This window comes from Cyanobacterium stanieri LEGE 03274, assembly GCF_015207825.1.
Taxonomy (GTDB): Bacteria; Cyanobacteriota; Cyanobacteriia; order Cyanobacteriales; family Cyanobacteriaceae; genus Cyanobacterium; species Cyanobacterium stanieri_B.
On the sequence record NZ_JADEWC010000042.1, the window covers coordinates 1 to 15,879 of the forward strand.

Genomic DNA, 15,879 nt, shown 5'->3' on the forward strand with positions numbered 1-15,879 from the left:
GATGAGGGGTAGGGGAGATAAGGTGAAAAAATAACAATGCAGAATTATCCTTTTTTCCTTAATTCTCCCATTGAAAGAAATTAAACCTGTAACCTGACACCTGAAACCTGAAACCTAACTAAACCTGGATGCGATCGCGCGTTTTTATATCCACATTCCTCTCAATAAAATCAATAATTTTATCCGCCACATCAACCCCCGTCGCCTTCTCGATGCCCTCCAAACCAGGGGAAGAATTAACCTCCATCACCACAGGGCCATGGTTAGAGCGCAACAAATCCACCCCTGCAACCCGTAAACCCATGGCTTTAGCCGAACGAATAGCCGTGCTTCTTTCCTCAGGAGTCAGCTTAATTTTTTCCGCCTTACCCCCCCGATGTAAATTTGAACGAAAATCCCCCTCAGGCCCTTGTCTTTTCATGGCCGCCACCACCTTATTACCCACCACAAAACAGCGAATATCAGCGCCCTTAGCCTCCTTAATAAACTCCTGCACCAAAATATTAGCATTCAAACCACGAAAAGCCTGAATTACCGACCTTGCAGCCTGATCCGTTTCCGCCAAAACTACCCCTATACCCTGAGTGCCTTCCAACAACTTAATCACCAACGGCGCACCCCCCACCGTCTCAATCAACCCATCAATATCCTCCGTATCATGGGCAAAACCCGTCACAGGCAAACCAATGCCCTCCCTAGCCAAAATCTGTACACAGCGCAACTTATCCCGAGAGCGAGAAATGGCCTGAGATTCATTGGCACTAAATACCCCCATAACCTCAAATTGCCTCACCACCGACAAACCATAAAAAGTTTTAGAAGCCCCAATACGAGGAATAATGGCATCAAAATTTTCCAAAGGTTTTCCCCCATAAACCACCGAAGGATTATGAGACGTAATATTCATATAACAGCGAAGGAAATTAACTACCCTCACCTGATGCCCTCTTTTTTCTCCTGCCTCCTTCAATCTTCTTGTGGAATAAAGGCTACTATCTTGGGATAGGATCGCAATTTTCATTTTTCTACTTTTAAGATGTCCTTGTCTATTTTTTCTGATCTCTTGCCCGTTGTCTATGTATGCTTAGATACAATTTAGGCGTTGCTGATTTTAGATATGATTTCTCATTTAGCTAGGGAATAGGCAATAGTGATAAGATTATGGTTATTTCAAGGTGAAATTTAAAGGTAAAAAGATGGTATTTCCTTCCTCCATCACCACATTACCAAGATAATGGTGTTGAAAATTTAAAAAAACTTCTTGATCACTCATACTATAATCCCAACTCTGTCCACTACACAACTCAGAATTTAAATTTGCTAAGGTTTGGGGCAAATTTCCTTCTATTTGACGAATGCTTTCCGCTTTTAATACATTTTTGGTCAACTCCTCATCTAGCATAACCCAGTTACCACGAAGCCATGAGTCTGAAAAATTAGGGGTGGCAATTTCTCCTAACACATTCCACCAAGGAATATTATCAAAAGCTAATTCTGTGGCATTCATATCCACTGAACAAATATTTTTATCTTCTAAAAAAGAAAAGGTTTTTAGCATTCTATAACTAATATCTTGTGCCATTATTTGTGTATAAGGTTTTTGGATAAAATTAAAAATCGGATTATATGAAGAAATTTCTCCGACCATAAAAGGACTACCAATTAAAAAGGCTTCTATTTTCAACGCATTTAAAATTCCTTGGGAATAATCATAATGATAATTATCTAATTTTTCTGACCATGAATAAGTCAATGGTGCAATTTGTCTTAAAATTCTCATTTGATGCTGAGTAGTAATTAAGGATACTAATTGAGGAATAAGATAGGGTTGAGATTGTACAAATTGATTTAATTTAAAAGATGCTTCTAAAATTCTGTTTATTTCTCCTTGGTTACCTTGTAAAGATTCCGATAATATATACACCATAAATATTTTTTGTAAGGATATAGCATTACCAAAATTAGGTATTTGATAATTAATAGGATCTTGTAAGATTTCTTCTAAATCATACTGCCATGATAAGGAATCTATTTGGAGAATATAATTTATAATATTATTAATTTCCTCATTATGTTTTTGTAAAAATATTTTTATCTCCTCTGGTATAGATTCTATGGCGTTAGTTTTTACGGGTAATTGCTTTTCTAAATAATTACTAATAATTGCTAATGTTTGTTCTGTTTCTTCTTGAGAGGAATAATCTTCTTGATTACTGATTTTTCCTAATCCTAAACTTACTAAATATTGATCTAGTTGTTCATTATTATTATTATCTTGATTGGCTGGTAATTCTTTGAAAAAATCTTCTGCTTGATTGAGATATTCTTGTTGAGTAGAATTGACTCTCAAGTTCATAAAAAATAGTAATAATATACCTATTCCTAGTATCTCTAAAATAATGTAGATCAATAATTTATTTTTTTTCATCGCTATTAATTGTAGTTGTACAGTTTTTATTATGCCGAAATAATTATTGTAAATTTATCATTTTTATAATTTTTCTCGTCAGAAATATTTATCATATGATTTATTCTTTCTAGTAGTGGCGTTGGTGAATTAAAGTATGATTTTTAGTTTAGTGTGGCAATAGGGAATGAGCAATAGTAATAATAGTTTTAATACTATACATTTACTGTAATTTAATAATACTTCATAGTCAAAATCAGCAATGCCCTAGTCGTTATGTTTTTACTTATAAATGTTGAATCAATTTCTTTGATGAAAATATGATCAATACCATAGGAACATATACTTATAAATATGTCTATTTTTCAGAGATTAAAATATTTATGACGATAATTTATATGATAAAATTCTTGTAGTAAAAAATTATTATCTACTATGCAATAGTAACATTATTGCCTCTACATTGATAAGAAAAAAATAGGACATTTCATTACATTTATTAGGGGGTTTTTATGGTAGCTATTAATAATACAATTTCATCCTACGAAGAAGCTACACAGACGATCGCACGGGATTTAATTCAAGGAACGAGACAAAAAGGAAATATTTTTAGTAAGTTAAAAGAGCAGGTACAATTTGACGATAAATTGATGGGATGGACCATGAGTAACCCCGGTTTAAGGGTTCAACTATTTCGCTTCATTGATGCGTTACCTGCATTACAAAGTAAGTCAGAAATTGCCCGTCATTTTCAACAGTATTTAACCACCGAGGAAGTAGAATTACCAGACGCCCTTAAGGGTATTGTTAATTTTAGTGATCCTAATTCACCCCCTGCCCAAATTGCTTCGGCAACCATTACTAAGGCGGTGGAAACCCTTGCTTATAAATACATTTCCGGGGAAACCATCAAGGAAGTAATTAAGGCAGTGGAAAGAATGCGCAAGGAGAAAATGGGCTTTACCATCGACTTATTAGGGGAGGCGGTAATCACTGAAACCGAGGCACAGTCTTATTTACAAAACTACCTTGATTTAATTACCCAGTTAAGTAACCAAGCCCAAAAATGGTCAACTATTCCTGAAATTGACAGCGCGGACGGGGAAGATTTGCCCAAGGTACAGGTTTCAGTGAAATTGACGGCTTTTTATTCCCAGTTTGATGCGGTTGATCCAGAAGGTAGTAAGATGATGGTGTGCGATCGCACCCGTACCCTTCTTAGACACGCCAAGGAAAAAGGGGCAGCGGTACACTTTGATATGGAACAATATGCCTATAAGGATTTGACCATATCTATCTTACAGGAATTATTGATGGAAGAGGAATTTCGCTCCCGTACTGATATTGGGGTAACAATTCAGGGTTATTTGCGGGATTCGGAAGCAGATTTAAAAAACTGGATTGAGTGGGCAAAAAAACGAGGTAATCCCATTACCATCAGGTTAGTAAAAGGGGCATACTGGGATCAAGAAACCATCAAATCCCGTCAAAATCATTGGCAACAGCCAGTATTTAACGATAAACCCGCAACGGATGTTAATTATGAAAACTTAGTTCGTCTTCTGCTCGAAAATCATCAATATTTGTATGGTGCGATCGCCTCTCACAATGTTAGAACCCAAGCAAGTGCGATCGCCATTGCCGAAACCCTACAAATTCCCAAACGTAGATTTGAATGCCAGATACTTTACGGCATGGGGGAAAACCTCGCCAAAGCTATCGTTAAAAGAGGACATCGAGTGAGGGTATATGCGCCCTACGGTAAACTTTTACCCGGTATGGCATACCTTATCCGCCGTTTACTCGAAAATACCGCCAATAGCTCCTTTTTACGGCAAAATTCCGAAGAAAAACCCATCGAGGAATTAATCGCCCCCCCCGCCCATCATCTTAAGGAAGAAGATAACCAAGTCTCCCGTATTAAGGGGGATTTAGGGGGATCAAATCTTAATAAGGGGGGCTTTAACCCTGCCCCCGACACCGACTACGGTAGAGAAAGCAACCTCGTAAAAGCACGACAAGCCCTCACCATCGTTAACAACCAACTCGGTAAAACCTACCTACCCCTGATAAACGGCGAATATGTGGAAACCGACGAATATATCCATTCCGTCAACCCCTCCACCCCCTCCCAAATTGTCGGTAAAATCGGCTTAATTTCTCTTTCTCAGGCAGATCAAGCCATGGAAACGGCAAAAGAAGCCTTCAAAACTTGGAGCAAAACCAGTGCCACCCAAAGGGCGGAAATTCTACGTCGGGCTGCGGACATTATGGAACAAAAACGCCATGAATTAACCGCTTGGATGTGTTTTGAAGTGGGTAAAATCCTCAAAGAAGGTGATCCTGAAGTGTCAGAGGCGATCGATTTTTGTCGCTACTATGCCTCAGAAATGGAACGCTTAGAGCAGGGTTATAACTATGACGTAGCAGGGGAAAATGATCGTTATTTTTATCAACCCAAAGGCATCGCCCTGATTATTTCTCCTTGGAATTTCCCCTTTGCCATTGCCACAGGAATGACGGTGGCGGCTTTGGTGGCGGGTAATTGTGCCTTACTCAAACCTGCTGCTACCAGTACGGTAATTGGGGCAAAAATTGCCGAAATTTTGACCGAAGCGGGGATTCCTAAAGGGGTGTTTCAATACATCCCGGGTAAAGGTTCGGTGGTGGGAGATTACTTGGTCAAACATCCTGACATACATCTAATCGCCTTCACGGGTTCGAGGGAAGTGGGTTGTAAGATATATGCCGATGCCGCCATATTACAACCGAAACAAAAACACCTCAAAAAAGTGATTGCCGAGATGGGGGGTAAAAATGCCATTATCATCGATGAAAGTGCGGATTTAGATCAAGGGGTGGCGGGAGTTGTCCAGTCGGCTTTTGGTTTTAGTGGGCAAAAGTGTTCGGCTTGTAGTCGAGTGATTGTCTTAAATACTGTCTATGATGCTTTTGTGGAGCGTTTAACCGAAGCGGTGAAATCTTTGAATGTGGGGGATGCGAAAAACCCTAGCACGAAGATAGGGCCTGTCATTGATGCCTCTGCCCAAGCTCGTATTTTGCAATATATTGAGAAGGGAAAAGAGCAAGGCACTTTGGCGATACAGGTAGAAGCACCTGAGCAGGGTTATTTTGTCCCTCCCACTGTTTTCACTGATGTTACAGAAGATGCGGTAATTGCTCAGGAGGAAATTTTTGGGCCTGTGTTGGCGGTAATTAAAGCAAATAGCTTTGATCATGCCCTAGCCATTGCCAATGGTACAGATTACGCTCTGACGGGGGGTTTATATTCCCGTACTCCGGCTCACATTGACAGGGCTTACAAAGAGTTTGAGGTGGGTAATCTTTATATTAACAGGGGCATCACAGGGGCGATCGTTGCCCGTCAACCCTTCGGCGGTTTTAAACTCTCGGGGGTAGGCTCAAAGGCAGGAGGGCCAGATTATCTACTGCAATTTTTAGAACCTCGGGTAGTTACTGAAAATATCCAAAGACAAGGTTTCGCACCCATCGAGGGCGCTGATAATTAAATAAAACCAGAAGTGTATCATCATCCGCCTTGCAATAAATTACAAGACTAACAATTTATCGTTCAATTTATTGAACTAAGGTATATTTTGACTCACAGATTTGGTATAACTTCAGTTAGGTGGGCATTGCCCACCATTTACCTAATGTCATTTTTTTTCCTTCATATTAATTTACATCAACAATTGAACAAAATAAGCTAAATATTTTATAATTTTAATTAAGAGGCTATGGTGATTCTTCCTTCTAAATAACAAACTATTAATTTGTCTTAGAGTTACCACTTTCCTCTTTTTTATTTCTTCTCAATGGTGAATTAAAATAATGTATAACTACTCTGCAGAAATTCTGATTCGTCATTATTTGATTCCCTTACCATCATCAACCAATCATGACAAAATTGATCAGCAAACTATCGCTACAATTGTAAATAATTTTGCCTATTATGGTTACGCACTCTCTGAAATAAGCTACAAAAAATTAATCGAAACTGACAGAGAAAATATTATTAATTGGTGGCTTGAAGTTCAACCTGTTTTAGAAAAAATAACAGGGAATGATAAAAACATCGCTGATTTTGTAGTTTATAAAAATTTTCCCCAAGAAGTGTTGGCAATGTCTGAAGTGGAATATTGGACAAATCAAATTTTGATGTATTGGGGATTTCCTAATCACTTTTTTACGGAAGAAAAACAGGAAAAACCACCGTTAAAAGAAAAAATTAATTTTAAAGTTTTACACCCTGCCCAAAATAACTCTTTACTGGAAATATTTAATTCTATTGTTTATTTACCTAATCGTTGGGTAGAACAACAGTGGGATGATGTTCATTATTTATTAAATACTTTTGTCACTTTTCTTGATGTTAATAAAATACCTTTTAAGGAAAATTTAATTAAAGTATTAATATACTGTTTAAATTCTGAGCAAAATGTTAATATTAATTCTGCTACGGATGTTTTAAGATTAGCCGTGGGTTTATCCGATGGTGATATTAGTTTAAGAAAACCTACTAAATTTCGTAATTTTAAACGTAAGGAAAGACGCTTTTTATTAAATCTACTCAATCAATGTCCTAATTTAGTAGAGGATATTTTTAGACATAAGAATATTTGGAAAAAGTTAATGTTTGCATTGCATCCTGGAGATTATGCTACTCAGTTTTCTAGAGTTGTAAATGCCTATAATCTATTATTCAATAATCAAGCTCCAGAAACTTTTAATAGTATATTAGAAAAATTATTAGCTCAAAAAGATGGTCAAGTTTTAGATTTATTATCAAGTCGTCCTGGGGAATTTTTACGACGTTTACATCATTGTATTTTACTTTTTGATCATCAGGCGGTTATTAAATTTCAATCTGTTATTCCTGAGTTAACGACTATTCAATTACTAAAATTACAAAGTTATTTAGAAACCATTAATTATCGGTTATACCGTGCGATCGCCCCTAAAGGTAATTGGCGAAAAATGCAAGTTTTAGAAATGGATGAAAAGAGAAAAATAGAAGATAAATATATAGATGAATTACTAGAAAATATAGGTAAAGAAATCAAAAAAAGAGTTAACAAATTTGCTCCTGTGGTGAATTTAGATCCGAAAACTGACATGATAAAACTACAAACTAATGATAGTGAATTAACCCCCTATGGACGTGGTACAATTTTCCCTATTCCTGAGAATATAAAATTTATTCGTACCGCTAGTTATTGGAAATCTGGAGCTACTAATTATAATATTTGGTACGATAATAGCTGGAACTTTTTTCAGTCAGATTGGACACCATTAGGCTCTTGTTGTTGGACAGATGTTTTTTTCGCTAATGGTGGAGCTATATTTTCAGGAGATCCCACCAATAGTAAGGATTTAGAAGGTAATGCCTGTCAGTTAATTGATCTTTATTTACCTGAATTGTTAGCCTATAATGTCCGTTATGCGGTGTGGAATGTCCTTTGTTTTAACTACCTTTCGTTTAACAAAGCAAAAGAAGTTTATGGCTTTTTACAATGGGGAGAAAATCCCGAAAATGGAAACTTATTTGAGCCTAGTAGATGTCAACTTTCTTTTCCTATCAAGGGAGATGATTTAACCAAATATATTGCCCTTATTGATTTAGTTAAAAATCAGATAATTTACTTAGATGCTAGTTTATATGGTGTAGTTTCTTCTGCTAATAATAACTTGGCTTTTTTACAGGAAAAAATGCCTCCTTTTTTAGAGTATTTAGAGACTTTACCCAGTGTTTTTGATTTGTTTAAACATCAAGATAGTGGTTTACCGATTGTCTATTCTGATGCCAATTTTAATTTAAAAAATAATCAAGATGCCTATGTATTCAAACCCGAAAATAAACATAATCAATTTAATCCTTTTTCGTTAACAAAAATTTTGCAGAACTAACACTTAATACCAAGTTCGCTCGATCACTTATAAATTAGAGTGAGGTTTTAAGTGACTGGTTGCAGATTGCAGGTAATAGTTTATTAATTGTCAATCGTCCATTGTGTGAAGATACAATCTATTTACAACGAATTTTCCGAACTTGATATAACACCTTCCCCAAGTAAAGTAATTTATCCCTACTTAAACCCCACCATTTCTATATAAAAGTGTTATTTTATATTAATAATTAATTAAAGTATTAATTTATGAAATTAAATATAGTACGTTTTACTTTTCTAACTCTTGGAGTTGCTATTACTGGTTGTACAATTGCTCAGGCACAAGATGGCAACATTTCTGGTAGGGTTGAACGAGTTTGGGAAGATGGTTTCCGTTTAAATAATGGAACTCAAACCATCAAAGTTGATTCTTATGGCGTATGCGGGGATAATACCGCTCGTCAAATCAATGTTGGAGATCAAGTAAATGTAACAGGTGAGTTTGACTGGGGAGATTTTGATGCTTTCTCAATTACCACAGCAGATGGGGAAAATGTTTGTTCGTAGCATAATGTTACACTAACTTTTTCCTACGGATCAGCTTGAATTGTTGAAAAACTATCATTTATCCCGGTGAAGGTGTTATTCGCTTTTGACTTTATATCTTGGGTGGTATTTTGCCATCCACCTACTACTATTTAGTCTTATTTTTTATTCTGGTTAGGATTCATCTGAGTAACACGATTTCCTTGAGCTTGATTGTAGGCTTTGTTTGCTGTTTGCAAAACTATTTTTGATGGTTTTCTTACCATAACCTAAAATTTTAATTAAAACTCTGAATAACCCATGACTATTTTATATGAAGATGAATATATTATTTGTGACGATGATGCTTTAACTATTCTCTATTACTATTTTCCTTTTGGAGATAAGCGTATTCCTTACAAAAAAATAAATCAGGTTAGCACACAAGAAATGACATGGTGGAGAGGAAAAACTAGAATATGGGGCGGTTCATTAAGCTATTGGCTAAATTTAGACCCTAAACGTCCATGGAAAGATAAGTTAATCATTATTGATGAAGGAGAGTTGACAAAACCCGTTATTACTCCTGATAACCCTGAACAAGTGTACCAAATTCTTCTGACTAAAACTCATAACCTCTAGTTACCCAATATTTCTAATTATCGATGGCGGTTTGAGTCTTTTCATTATGAATCTTCTGGAATACTTAAATGTTTGCGACAAATAAAGTGTCTAAAATAAAATCCCTGTCGATGAAGGATGCAATGGTTTTTTATGAACCATATTATATTTATAGAGCTCTTTTTCATATTTCATATAAAATAACTTATTAGTCAGTGAGATAGAGAAGTTTTTTGCCGTGGATAACAGCAACCACCGTATATGTTTCGTCCTGTAAGCGATATATAAGACGATAACTATAAGCAAATTGCTCAATAATGGTTGATTCTTCAAATTCAGGGATTAATCTGCCCTCTGTACCATTTTCAGGAAGTTTTTGGGTGATAGAGATAATTCTTTGAACCACAGCCGCCGCATAAGACGGTGAATCCCTTGCTATGTAAGCTGCGATCGCCTCTACATCCTCTACAGCTTTTAAAGACCAAACTACTCGATAAGCCATTTATTTAATAATCCTTCTACTTCTGCTTGTTGCAAAACTCCTTCGGTATCAGCTACCTGTAAACCTTGACGAACTTTACCTAACACATAAAGATGATACTGTATATCCTCTACGGTACAATCATTAGGTAATTTTCTCAACATCGACTCTACTTTTTCTTTCGCTGAACTCATAATAATACCTATAAAACAATGAATAATATCAAGATAAAAAAGGTGGGCAATACCCACCATAAAAACTAAGATAAAGCCTCTATCAATTGGGTTTTAGCGGTAGCCAAAGCCTCATCAACCTTGGTAGCATCCCTTCCCCCTGCTTGGGCAAGATTGGGGCGCCCTCCGCCTCCACCACCGCAGATTTTGGCAATTTGTCCGATGAATTTTCCTGCCTGAAGTTTTTTATCTTTATAAACTTTTTCCCCAAAGGCCGCCACTAAACTGACTTTTCCTTCTTCGGGAATAGAAGCCAAAACTACCGCACTACTCCCTAGTTTTTGTTGTAGTTTTTCCCCTGCGGTTTGTAAGGATTTAGCGTCTAAATCTCCCATGTGGGCAACCAAAATCTTAAATTCTCCCACGGTTTGCGCATCATTAACTAAACTATCGGATTTTAGTAGGGCTAACTCTTGTTTAAGATTTTCCAACTCTTTTTGAGTGGTTTTCAACTCACTTTGGAGGTTGGCAAAACGTTCGGGAATTTCCTCGGGTTTGGCTTTGAGTTTATCGGCTAATTCTTTTACAACCTCATCTCTGACTTTAAGATATTCCAATACCGATGCCCCTGCCACTGCTTCGATGCGTCTTACCCCTGAAGAAATACCAGTTTCGGAGATGATTTTAAATAGCCCTATTTCAGCGGTATTATTTACATGGGTCCCCCCACATAATTCCATGGAAACCCCTGGCACGTCGATGACACGCACTTCTGAGCCGTATTTTTCACCGAACATGGCGATCGCACCTTTACCCTTAGCCTCCTCTAAAGACATCACAGAAATATCAGCGGGATGGGCTTCGGCAATCCAAGTATTAATCAAATCTTCAATTTGTTGTAACTGAGATTTGGTGATAGGTTGAGGGGAATTAAAATCAAAACGTAACTTATCAAAGGATACCAAAGAACCAGCCTGAGAGATAGAATTATCCACCACCTTCTTTAACGCCGACTGCAATAGATGGGTAGCGGTATGATTTGCCTTCACACGGTTACGACAGGCTTTGTCAACAGTTGCCCGTAACTTTTGCCCTACGGTAATCACACCCCTTTCTACAGTGCCATAATGGACAAAAAAGCCCGACTCCTTCTGCACATCATTAATGGAGATTAACACATCCTCCCCTGCGAGGTAGCCTTTATCGCCTATTTGTCCTCCAGATTCCGCATAAAAAGGAGTTTTATTTAAAATTAACTGTACCTTAGTACCCGATTCCGCCTTTTCTACGGATTTACCTTCTACTAATAAACCCTCAATATGGCTAATTAATTGATACTCATGGTAGCCCAAAAATTCCGTAGGATGGATATGTTCAGCTAATTTATCAATGCTTCCTTGCACAGTCAAATCGATGGTTTCATGGGCAGATTGCGATCGCACCCTCTGAGCCTCCATTTCAGCCTCAAATCCCGCCACATCAACGGTTATACCTTGTTCTTCCGCAATTTCTTGAGTCAATTCCAACGGAAAACCAAAAGTATCATAAAGGGTAAAAGCATCCACCCCAGAAATTTCCGTTTTTTGTGCCTGTTGTAACTTACCAATCACCTCCGCCAAAAGTTTCTCACCCCTTTCCAGGGTAGCCAAGAAAGCAGATTCTTCCCGTTGTAACTCGTTTTTAATCACCTTTTCCCTTTCTCGAGTATTGCCATAAACCCCCTCTAACAATCTGATGGCAGTCTCCGCCACCTCATTGATAAAATTGCCATCAATGCCAATCAAACGTCCGTGACGCACCACCCGACGAATAAGACGACGCAAAATATAACCACGCCCCATATTAGAAGCCGAAATACCGTCAGCGATCATCTGTACCACAGAGCGCACATGATCTCCAATTACCTTCAAAGATACCTTCGTATTCTCATCCGCTTTTTGATAATCAATATTTGCTAATTCAGCGGCGGTTTTGATGATAGGGAAAATTAAATCAGTTTCATAATTATTAGGCACCTGTTGCAGAATCTGCGCCATTCTTTCCAAACCCATACCCGTATCAATATTTTTCTTTTCGAGGGGAGTCAAATTACCGTCAGCATCTCGGTTATACTGCATAAACACCAAGTTATAAAACTCGATGAATCGACTATCATCTTCCAAATCGATGTTATCATCACCTAATTCGGGCTTAAAATCATAGTATAACTCCGAACAAGGACCACAAGGGCCAGTCGCTCCAGATTTCCAGAAATTATCTTCCTCTCCCATGCGGATAATTCTTTTTTCAGGCACACCTACTTCATCTCGCCAAATGGCAAAGGCTTCGTCATCTTCACGAAACACACTCACCACAATTCTTTCAGGGGGTAACTTGAATACTTCGGTAGATAATTCCCAACCCCATGCAATAGCCTGAGATTTGAAGTAATCCCCAAAACTGAAATTACCCAACATCTCAAAGAAAGTATGATGTCTGGCTGTGCGCCCCACATTTTCAATATCATTAGTGCGGATACATTTCTGGGAAGTCGTCGCCCTCGGTACTTCTGGGGTTTGTTGCCCTAGGAATATAGGCTTAAATGGTAGCATCCCGGCGATGGTTAAAAGCACCGTCGGATCTTCTGGTACTAAAGAAGCACTAGGTAATATTTTATGTTGTTTTTGCTCAAAGAAGTTTAAAAATTTTGCTCTAATTTCGTTTCCTGTTAAGGAAGGAGGGATATTAGTCATAGAAAGTTATCATAATATTGGTCTATCTCCTATTATTGCTGATTTTTGTTGCTATCATAAAAGCAAAAAGTTCGTAAATCAAGAAAATCTGATGATTAATGCCTAGAAAAATTCGAGAGTTAAAGAGTTTATTGAAGAAAGCTGGTTTCGTTTATCGTACAGCTAAAGGTAGTCATACTCGTTGGTATCATGAACTATTACCAGAAGATCCAATTACAATATCAGGAAATGATGGTGATGATGCTCAAAAATATTTAGAAAAACAAATTAACCAAAAATTAGCTAAATTAAAAAAAATAAAAGAGGGTAAATAATTATGAATAAATTTAATTATACAATTACTATTCAATGGAGTGATGAAGATAATTGTTTTGTCGTATTTCTTCCTGATTTTGAAAATGAAATGCAACCAATTACTCACGGCGAAACCTATGAAGAGGGCTTAAAGAATGGGCAGGAAGTTTTAGAATTAATTATAGAAGAATATCAAGAAGATGGTAAAACTTTACCTCAACCTAAAACCTTTGTTTTTGCTTGATTCCTATTAAAAAATCTCCAATTATAAACACATAATGAGTAACTTTCAAGATTCAAAAACAACCATCATTATAGCTAGTATATCAGTGATTGGAACAGTTGTTGCTACTTTAGGACATGCAATTATTTCTAATTAGCAACAAATTTTTCCACAAGAAAAAATATCTTCATCAGAACAATTATTAAAATCTACTGCCATGAAAAGGAATAACGACTTTTGTGGTAGCTTTTGAGATTGTGGAGAGAATAGCACAATTCACATTATCAATTACTAATGATTATGATGTAAATGTCGCTGAATACACTGATTGGCAGAAAAAAGAATGGCAGGATTTTTTTTTAAGTATTTCCCACCTTGTAATGAATTACAAGGCTACGGATTTTTCGTTCAATGAATTGAACTTTTATGTTTGGAAATAAATGGATTCAGCACCCATAAATCTATACAAGGAATGGTCAAGGGTTTTAACCTAAATTGAGGTTAATTAGGCTGGGATTTTATTTGAGAGGTTTTATTTGTCGTAAACATTTAAGTATTTCATATAATTTAAAACAAGGAAAACTTCGCCCTGCTTTAGTTGTTGCAAATAGTCCTCACGGTAAAACAGATGTATTATTAATGGACGTTTAGAAAGCATCTCGAAGGAAAGATTAAAGAAGGTTAGAAAAAATTTAATTAATCGGTTAGAAATAGAATGATAGTAAGGATTTACCTCAACATGAAACTTTCGTTTTTGCTTAAATTATTTAAGGATGTTTAAACTGATACATTTAATCTCATTAATGCTAGGTATTTTGGCTTTCTTCGGAAACATGATATTTGGTGTTTATATTATGGGTTTAAAATTATTTTCCTATCGATTCATACCATTTCTAATATCGATCGCACTGTTGTCGATTTGGATTACTATTAGTTTTTTAACATATTTTTTGGTGGGCATTGCAAGATTTTCAAATTCAGATAAAATCTGGGATATACTTACTCCTTCTCTGATAGTCTTCGTTTACTTACTAATAGGTTTGATCGTTTTTTGGAGTTTTCAATATATTCGATCTAATATTTAGTAACGAATCAGAAATTATTAATATCAAGAATTTGGTAATATTACAACGCTCAAAAAAATATACCATAATTCTCATTATCTATTATCAATTAACATTAAGATCGCACCTTTTAATCAAACCCTATTTAGTTTTTTATCTTCACCATTAATGCGACTAAAAATATAACTAACCATCGCCCCTGTAACAAACATAATAATAGAATATATGGCAGGAGGTATGGCAATTTGAGGATTATTTAATAGTGTAGCAGAAGTAGCGATCGCAATGGCTAAAGTTCCATTTTGCATACCAGCTTCAATAGAGATAGTAGAAGACTGTTTAAAATTCAATCCAGTGGTTTTAGCAATCAAAAAACTAACTAACAAAGTAATCACATTAAGAGTAATTGTAGGAAAACCAGTAGCTTGGATAAAAGGAATTAAATTTTCTCGCTCCGCTAAAATTGCCCCTAATACCACCAACACCATAAACAAACCAGAAGCTATCTTAACAGGTTTATCCGCACGAAGGGCAAAATTAGGCTTATAACTGCGAATCAGCATCCCTAAAGACACGGGAATTAAGGTAACAACAATAATTTGTACAATAGTTTGTAACACAGGTAAAGCAACATAGGTGCGATCGCCCATAAACACTTCCATACCATAATTAACGATAAAAGGTAAAGAAATGATGGTAATAATACTAGACAAAGCAGTTAAACTAATAGATAAAGCCGTATCACATTTCCCTAAATAAGAGTATAAATTAGAAGTAGCCCCCCCCGGACAAGCCGAGAGCAAAATCACCCCTACCGCAAATTCAGGCTCTAAATTCCAAAATCTCATCAACAAAAAAGCGATAATAGGTAATACAATTAATTGACAAAATAACCCAGTAAATATCGCCTTAGGATCAATAATTATTCGTTGAAAATCTTTAGGAGTAAGAGTTAAACCCATACCAAGCATAATCGTAATTAAGGCAATGGGCAAAAATATTTCCGTTACAAAATTGGCTTCCATTAATTAGTTATTAATATTTACTCTTGAGTTAACAAAATTATATTTTATTCCCGAAAAGTATTAACATTACCATCTGGACTAAAAATCACCCTGATAGTTACAGACTCAGACTCGGTTAAAGGAGACGTAATCGCCTCCCCTTGCAACGGTAAAGGGGTTCTATCAATGAAAAAACCAGCGGTTTGTCCGACAGGTGTAATACGAACTATTGAACCTTGAGCATTAATTAAAAGCCGATATTCAATGCTCTGAGTTAAATTTTCTGGGGGTTGCCACCTATTAGCAAAATAGTTTTTAACTTCCTGTTGAGGGGATGGCGGGGGGTTATTATTTTGGGCATTGGAGTTAGTGGTATTATTGTTATTTACTTGGGGATTTCTCGCCTGTAAAGGGGGAGTGGGGGGAAGATTAGGACGACTTGAACC

General features: G+C 36.5%; 12 protein-coding genes and 1 pseudogene. 6 read left to right on the forward strand and 7 right to left on the reverse strand.

Annotated features, from left to right (window positions below; genetic code table 11):
• Positions 1–118: 118 nt before the first annotated feature.
• Complete coding sequence (gene rimK / locus IQ215_RS13435; RefSeq protein ID WP_193801921.1) at positions 119–1,021, reverse strand: 30S ribosomal protein S6--L-glutamate ligase; 903 nt, start codon at positions 1,019–1,021, stop codon at positions 119–121.
• 144 nt (positions 1,022–1,165) lie between these two features.
• Entirely contained in the window at positions 1,166–2,356 is a 1,191-nt protein-coding gene (locus IQ215_RS13440) for a hypothetical protein (protein ID WP_193801922.1), read from the reverse strand.
• A gap of 563 nt (positions 2,357–2,919) precedes the next feature.
• Between IQ215_RS13440 and pruA the strand changes: the two genes are divergently transcribed.
• The 4 genes from pruA to IQ215_RS13460 all read left to right on the forward strand — a co-directional run bounded on the left by pruA (position 2,920) and on the right by IQ215_RS13460 (position 9,483).
• Positions 2,920–5,937, forward strand: a complete 3,018-nt coding sequence (pruA, locus tag IQ215_RS13445; protein ID WP_193801923.1) for an L-glutamate gamma-semialdehyde dehydrogenase — start codon at positions 2,920–2,922, stop codon at positions 5,935–5,937.
• A 322-nt stretch (positions 5,938–6,259) separates the two neighbouring features.
• The gene (locus IQ215_RS13450) at positions 6,260–8,335 is read left to right on the forward strand and encodes a hypothetical protein (RefSeq protein ID WP_193801924.1); all 2,076 of its coding nucleotides are present in this window, start codon (positions 6,260–6,262) and stop codon (positions 8,333–8,335) included.
• 248 nt (positions 8,336–8,583) lie between these two features.
• A complete protein-coding gene (locus tag IQ215_RS13455) occupies positions 8,584–8,883 on the forward strand; it encodes a hypothetical protein (RefSeq protein WP_193801925.1) in 300 nt (99 codons plus the stop codon).
• Positions 8,884–9,162: 279 nt separating this feature from the next.
• Positions 9,163–9,483 (forward strand): hypothetical protein, encoded by a 321-nt coding sequence (locus IQ215_RS13460; protein ID WP_193801926.1) that lies wholly within the window; start codon positions 9,163–9,165, stop codon positions 9,481–9,483.
• 187 nt (positions 9,484–9,670) lie between these two features.
• Here IQ215_RS13460 and IQ215_RS13465 read toward each other — a convergent pair whose 3' ends face one another.
• The 3 genes from IQ215_RS13465 to alaS all read right to left on the reverse strand — a co-directional run bounded on the left by IQ215_RS13465 (position 9,671) and on the right by alaS (position 12,848).
• Positions 9,671–9,964 (reverse strand): type II toxin-antitoxin system RelE/ParE family toxin, encoded by a 294-nt coding sequence (locus IQ215_RS13465; RefSeq protein ID WP_193801927.1) that lies wholly within the window; start codon positions 9,962–9,964, stop codon positions 9,671–9,673.
• Positions 9,949–10,137, reverse strand: a complete 189-nt coding sequence (locus tag IQ215_RS13470) for a hypothetical protein (RefSeq protein WP_193801928.1) — start codon at positions 10,135–10,137, stop codon at positions 9,949–9,951. The genes IQ215_RS13465 and IQ215_RS13470 overlap by 16 nt, the downstream gene beginning before the upstream one ends.
• Positions 10,138–10,202: 65 nt before the next feature.
• Complete coding sequence (gene alaS / locus IQ215_RS13475) at positions 10,203–12,848, reverse strand: alanine--tRNA ligase (RefSeq protein WP_193801929.1); 2,646 nt, start codon at positions 12,846–12,848, stop codon at positions 10,203–10,205.
• A gap of 98 nt (positions 12,849–12,946) precedes the next feature.
• On the opposite strand from alaS, the gene IQ215_RS13480 reads away from it, so the two are divergent.
• Together IQ215_RS13480 and IQ215_RS13485 are read left to right on the forward strand one after the other, a co-directional pair.
• Entirely contained in the window at positions 12,947–13,162 is a 216-nt protein-coding gene (locus tag IQ215_RS13480; protein ID WP_193801930.1) for a type II toxin-antitoxin system HicA family toxin, read from the forward strand.
• A 2-nt stretch (positions 13,163–13,164) separates the two neighbouring features.
• The gene (locus tag IQ215_RS13485) at positions 13,165–13,386 is read left to right on the forward strand and encodes a type II toxin-antitoxin system HicB family antitoxin (RefSeq protein WP_193801931.1); all 222 of its coding nucleotides are present in this window, start codon (positions 13,165–13,167) and stop codon (positions 13,384–13,386) included.
• A 1,177-nt stretch (positions 13,387–14,563) separates the two neighbouring features.
• Here IQ215_RS13485 and IQ215_RS13490 read toward each other — a convergent pair.
• Positions 14,564–15,454 (reverse strand): bile acid:sodium symporter family protein, encoded by an 891-nt coding sequence (locus tag IQ215_RS13490; RefSeq protein ID WP_193801932.1) that lies wholly within the window; start codon positions 15,452–15,454, stop codon positions 14,564–14,566.
• A gap of 44 nt (positions 15,455–15,498) precedes the next feature.
• Positions 15,499–15,879: pseudogene (locus IQ215_RS13495) on the reverse strand (DUF4335 domain-containing protein); the annotation flags it as partial.

What these genes read in the sequence shown, in the direction of transcription:
- IQ215_RS13470 (WP_193801928.1), bottom strand. Translation starts at nt 10,137, where the DNA reads ATGAGTTCAGCGAAAGAAAAAGTAGAGTCGATGTTGAGAAAATTACCT.
- IQ215_RS13480 (WP_193801930.1), top strand. Translation starts at nt 12,947, where the DNA reads ATGCCTAGAAAAATTCGAGAGTTAAAGAGTTTATTGAAGAAAGCTGGT.
- IQ215_RS13440 (WP_193801922.1), bottom strand. Translation starts at nt 2,356, where the DNA reads ATGAACTTGAGAGTCAATTCTACTCAACAAGAATATCTCAATCAAGCA.
- IQ215_RS13485 (WP_193801931.1), top strand. Translation starts at nt 13,165, where the DNA reads ATGAATAAATTTAATTATACAATTACTATTCAATGGAGTGATGAAGAT.
- alaS (WP_193801929.1), bottom strand. Translation starts at nt 12,848, where the DNA reads ATGACTAATATCCCTCCTTCCTTAACAGGAAACGAAATTAGAGCAAAA.
- rimK (WP_193801921.1), bottom strand. Translation starts at nt 1,021, where the DNA reads ATGAAAATTGCGATCCTATCCCAAGATAGTAGCCTTTATTCCACAAGA.
- IQ215_RS13450 (WP_193801924.1), top strand. Translation starts at nt 6,260, where the DNA reads ATGTATAACTACTCTGCAGAAATTCTGATTCGTCATTATTTGATTCCC.
- IQ215_RS13460 (WP_193801926.1), top strand. Translation starts at nt 9,163, where the DNA reads ATGACTATTTTATATGAAGATGAATATATTATTTGTGACGATGATGCT.
- IQ215_RS13490 (WP_193801932.1), bottom strand. Translation starts at nt 15,454, where the DNA reads ATGGAAGCCAATTTTGTAACGGAAATATTTTTGCCCATTGCCTTAATT.
- IQ215_RS13465 (WP_193801927.1), bottom strand. Translation starts at nt 9,964, where the DNA reads ATGGCTTATCGAGTAGTTTGGTCTTTAAAAGCTGTAGAGGATGTAGAG.
- pruA (WP_193801923.1), top strand. Translation starts at nt 2,920, where the DNA reads ATGGTAGCTATTAATAATACAATTTCATCCTACGAAGAAGCTACACAG.
- IQ215_RS13455 (WP_193801925.1), top strand. Translation starts at nt 8,584, where the DNA reads ATGAAATTAAATATAGTACGTTTTACTTTTCTAACTCTTGGAGTTGCT.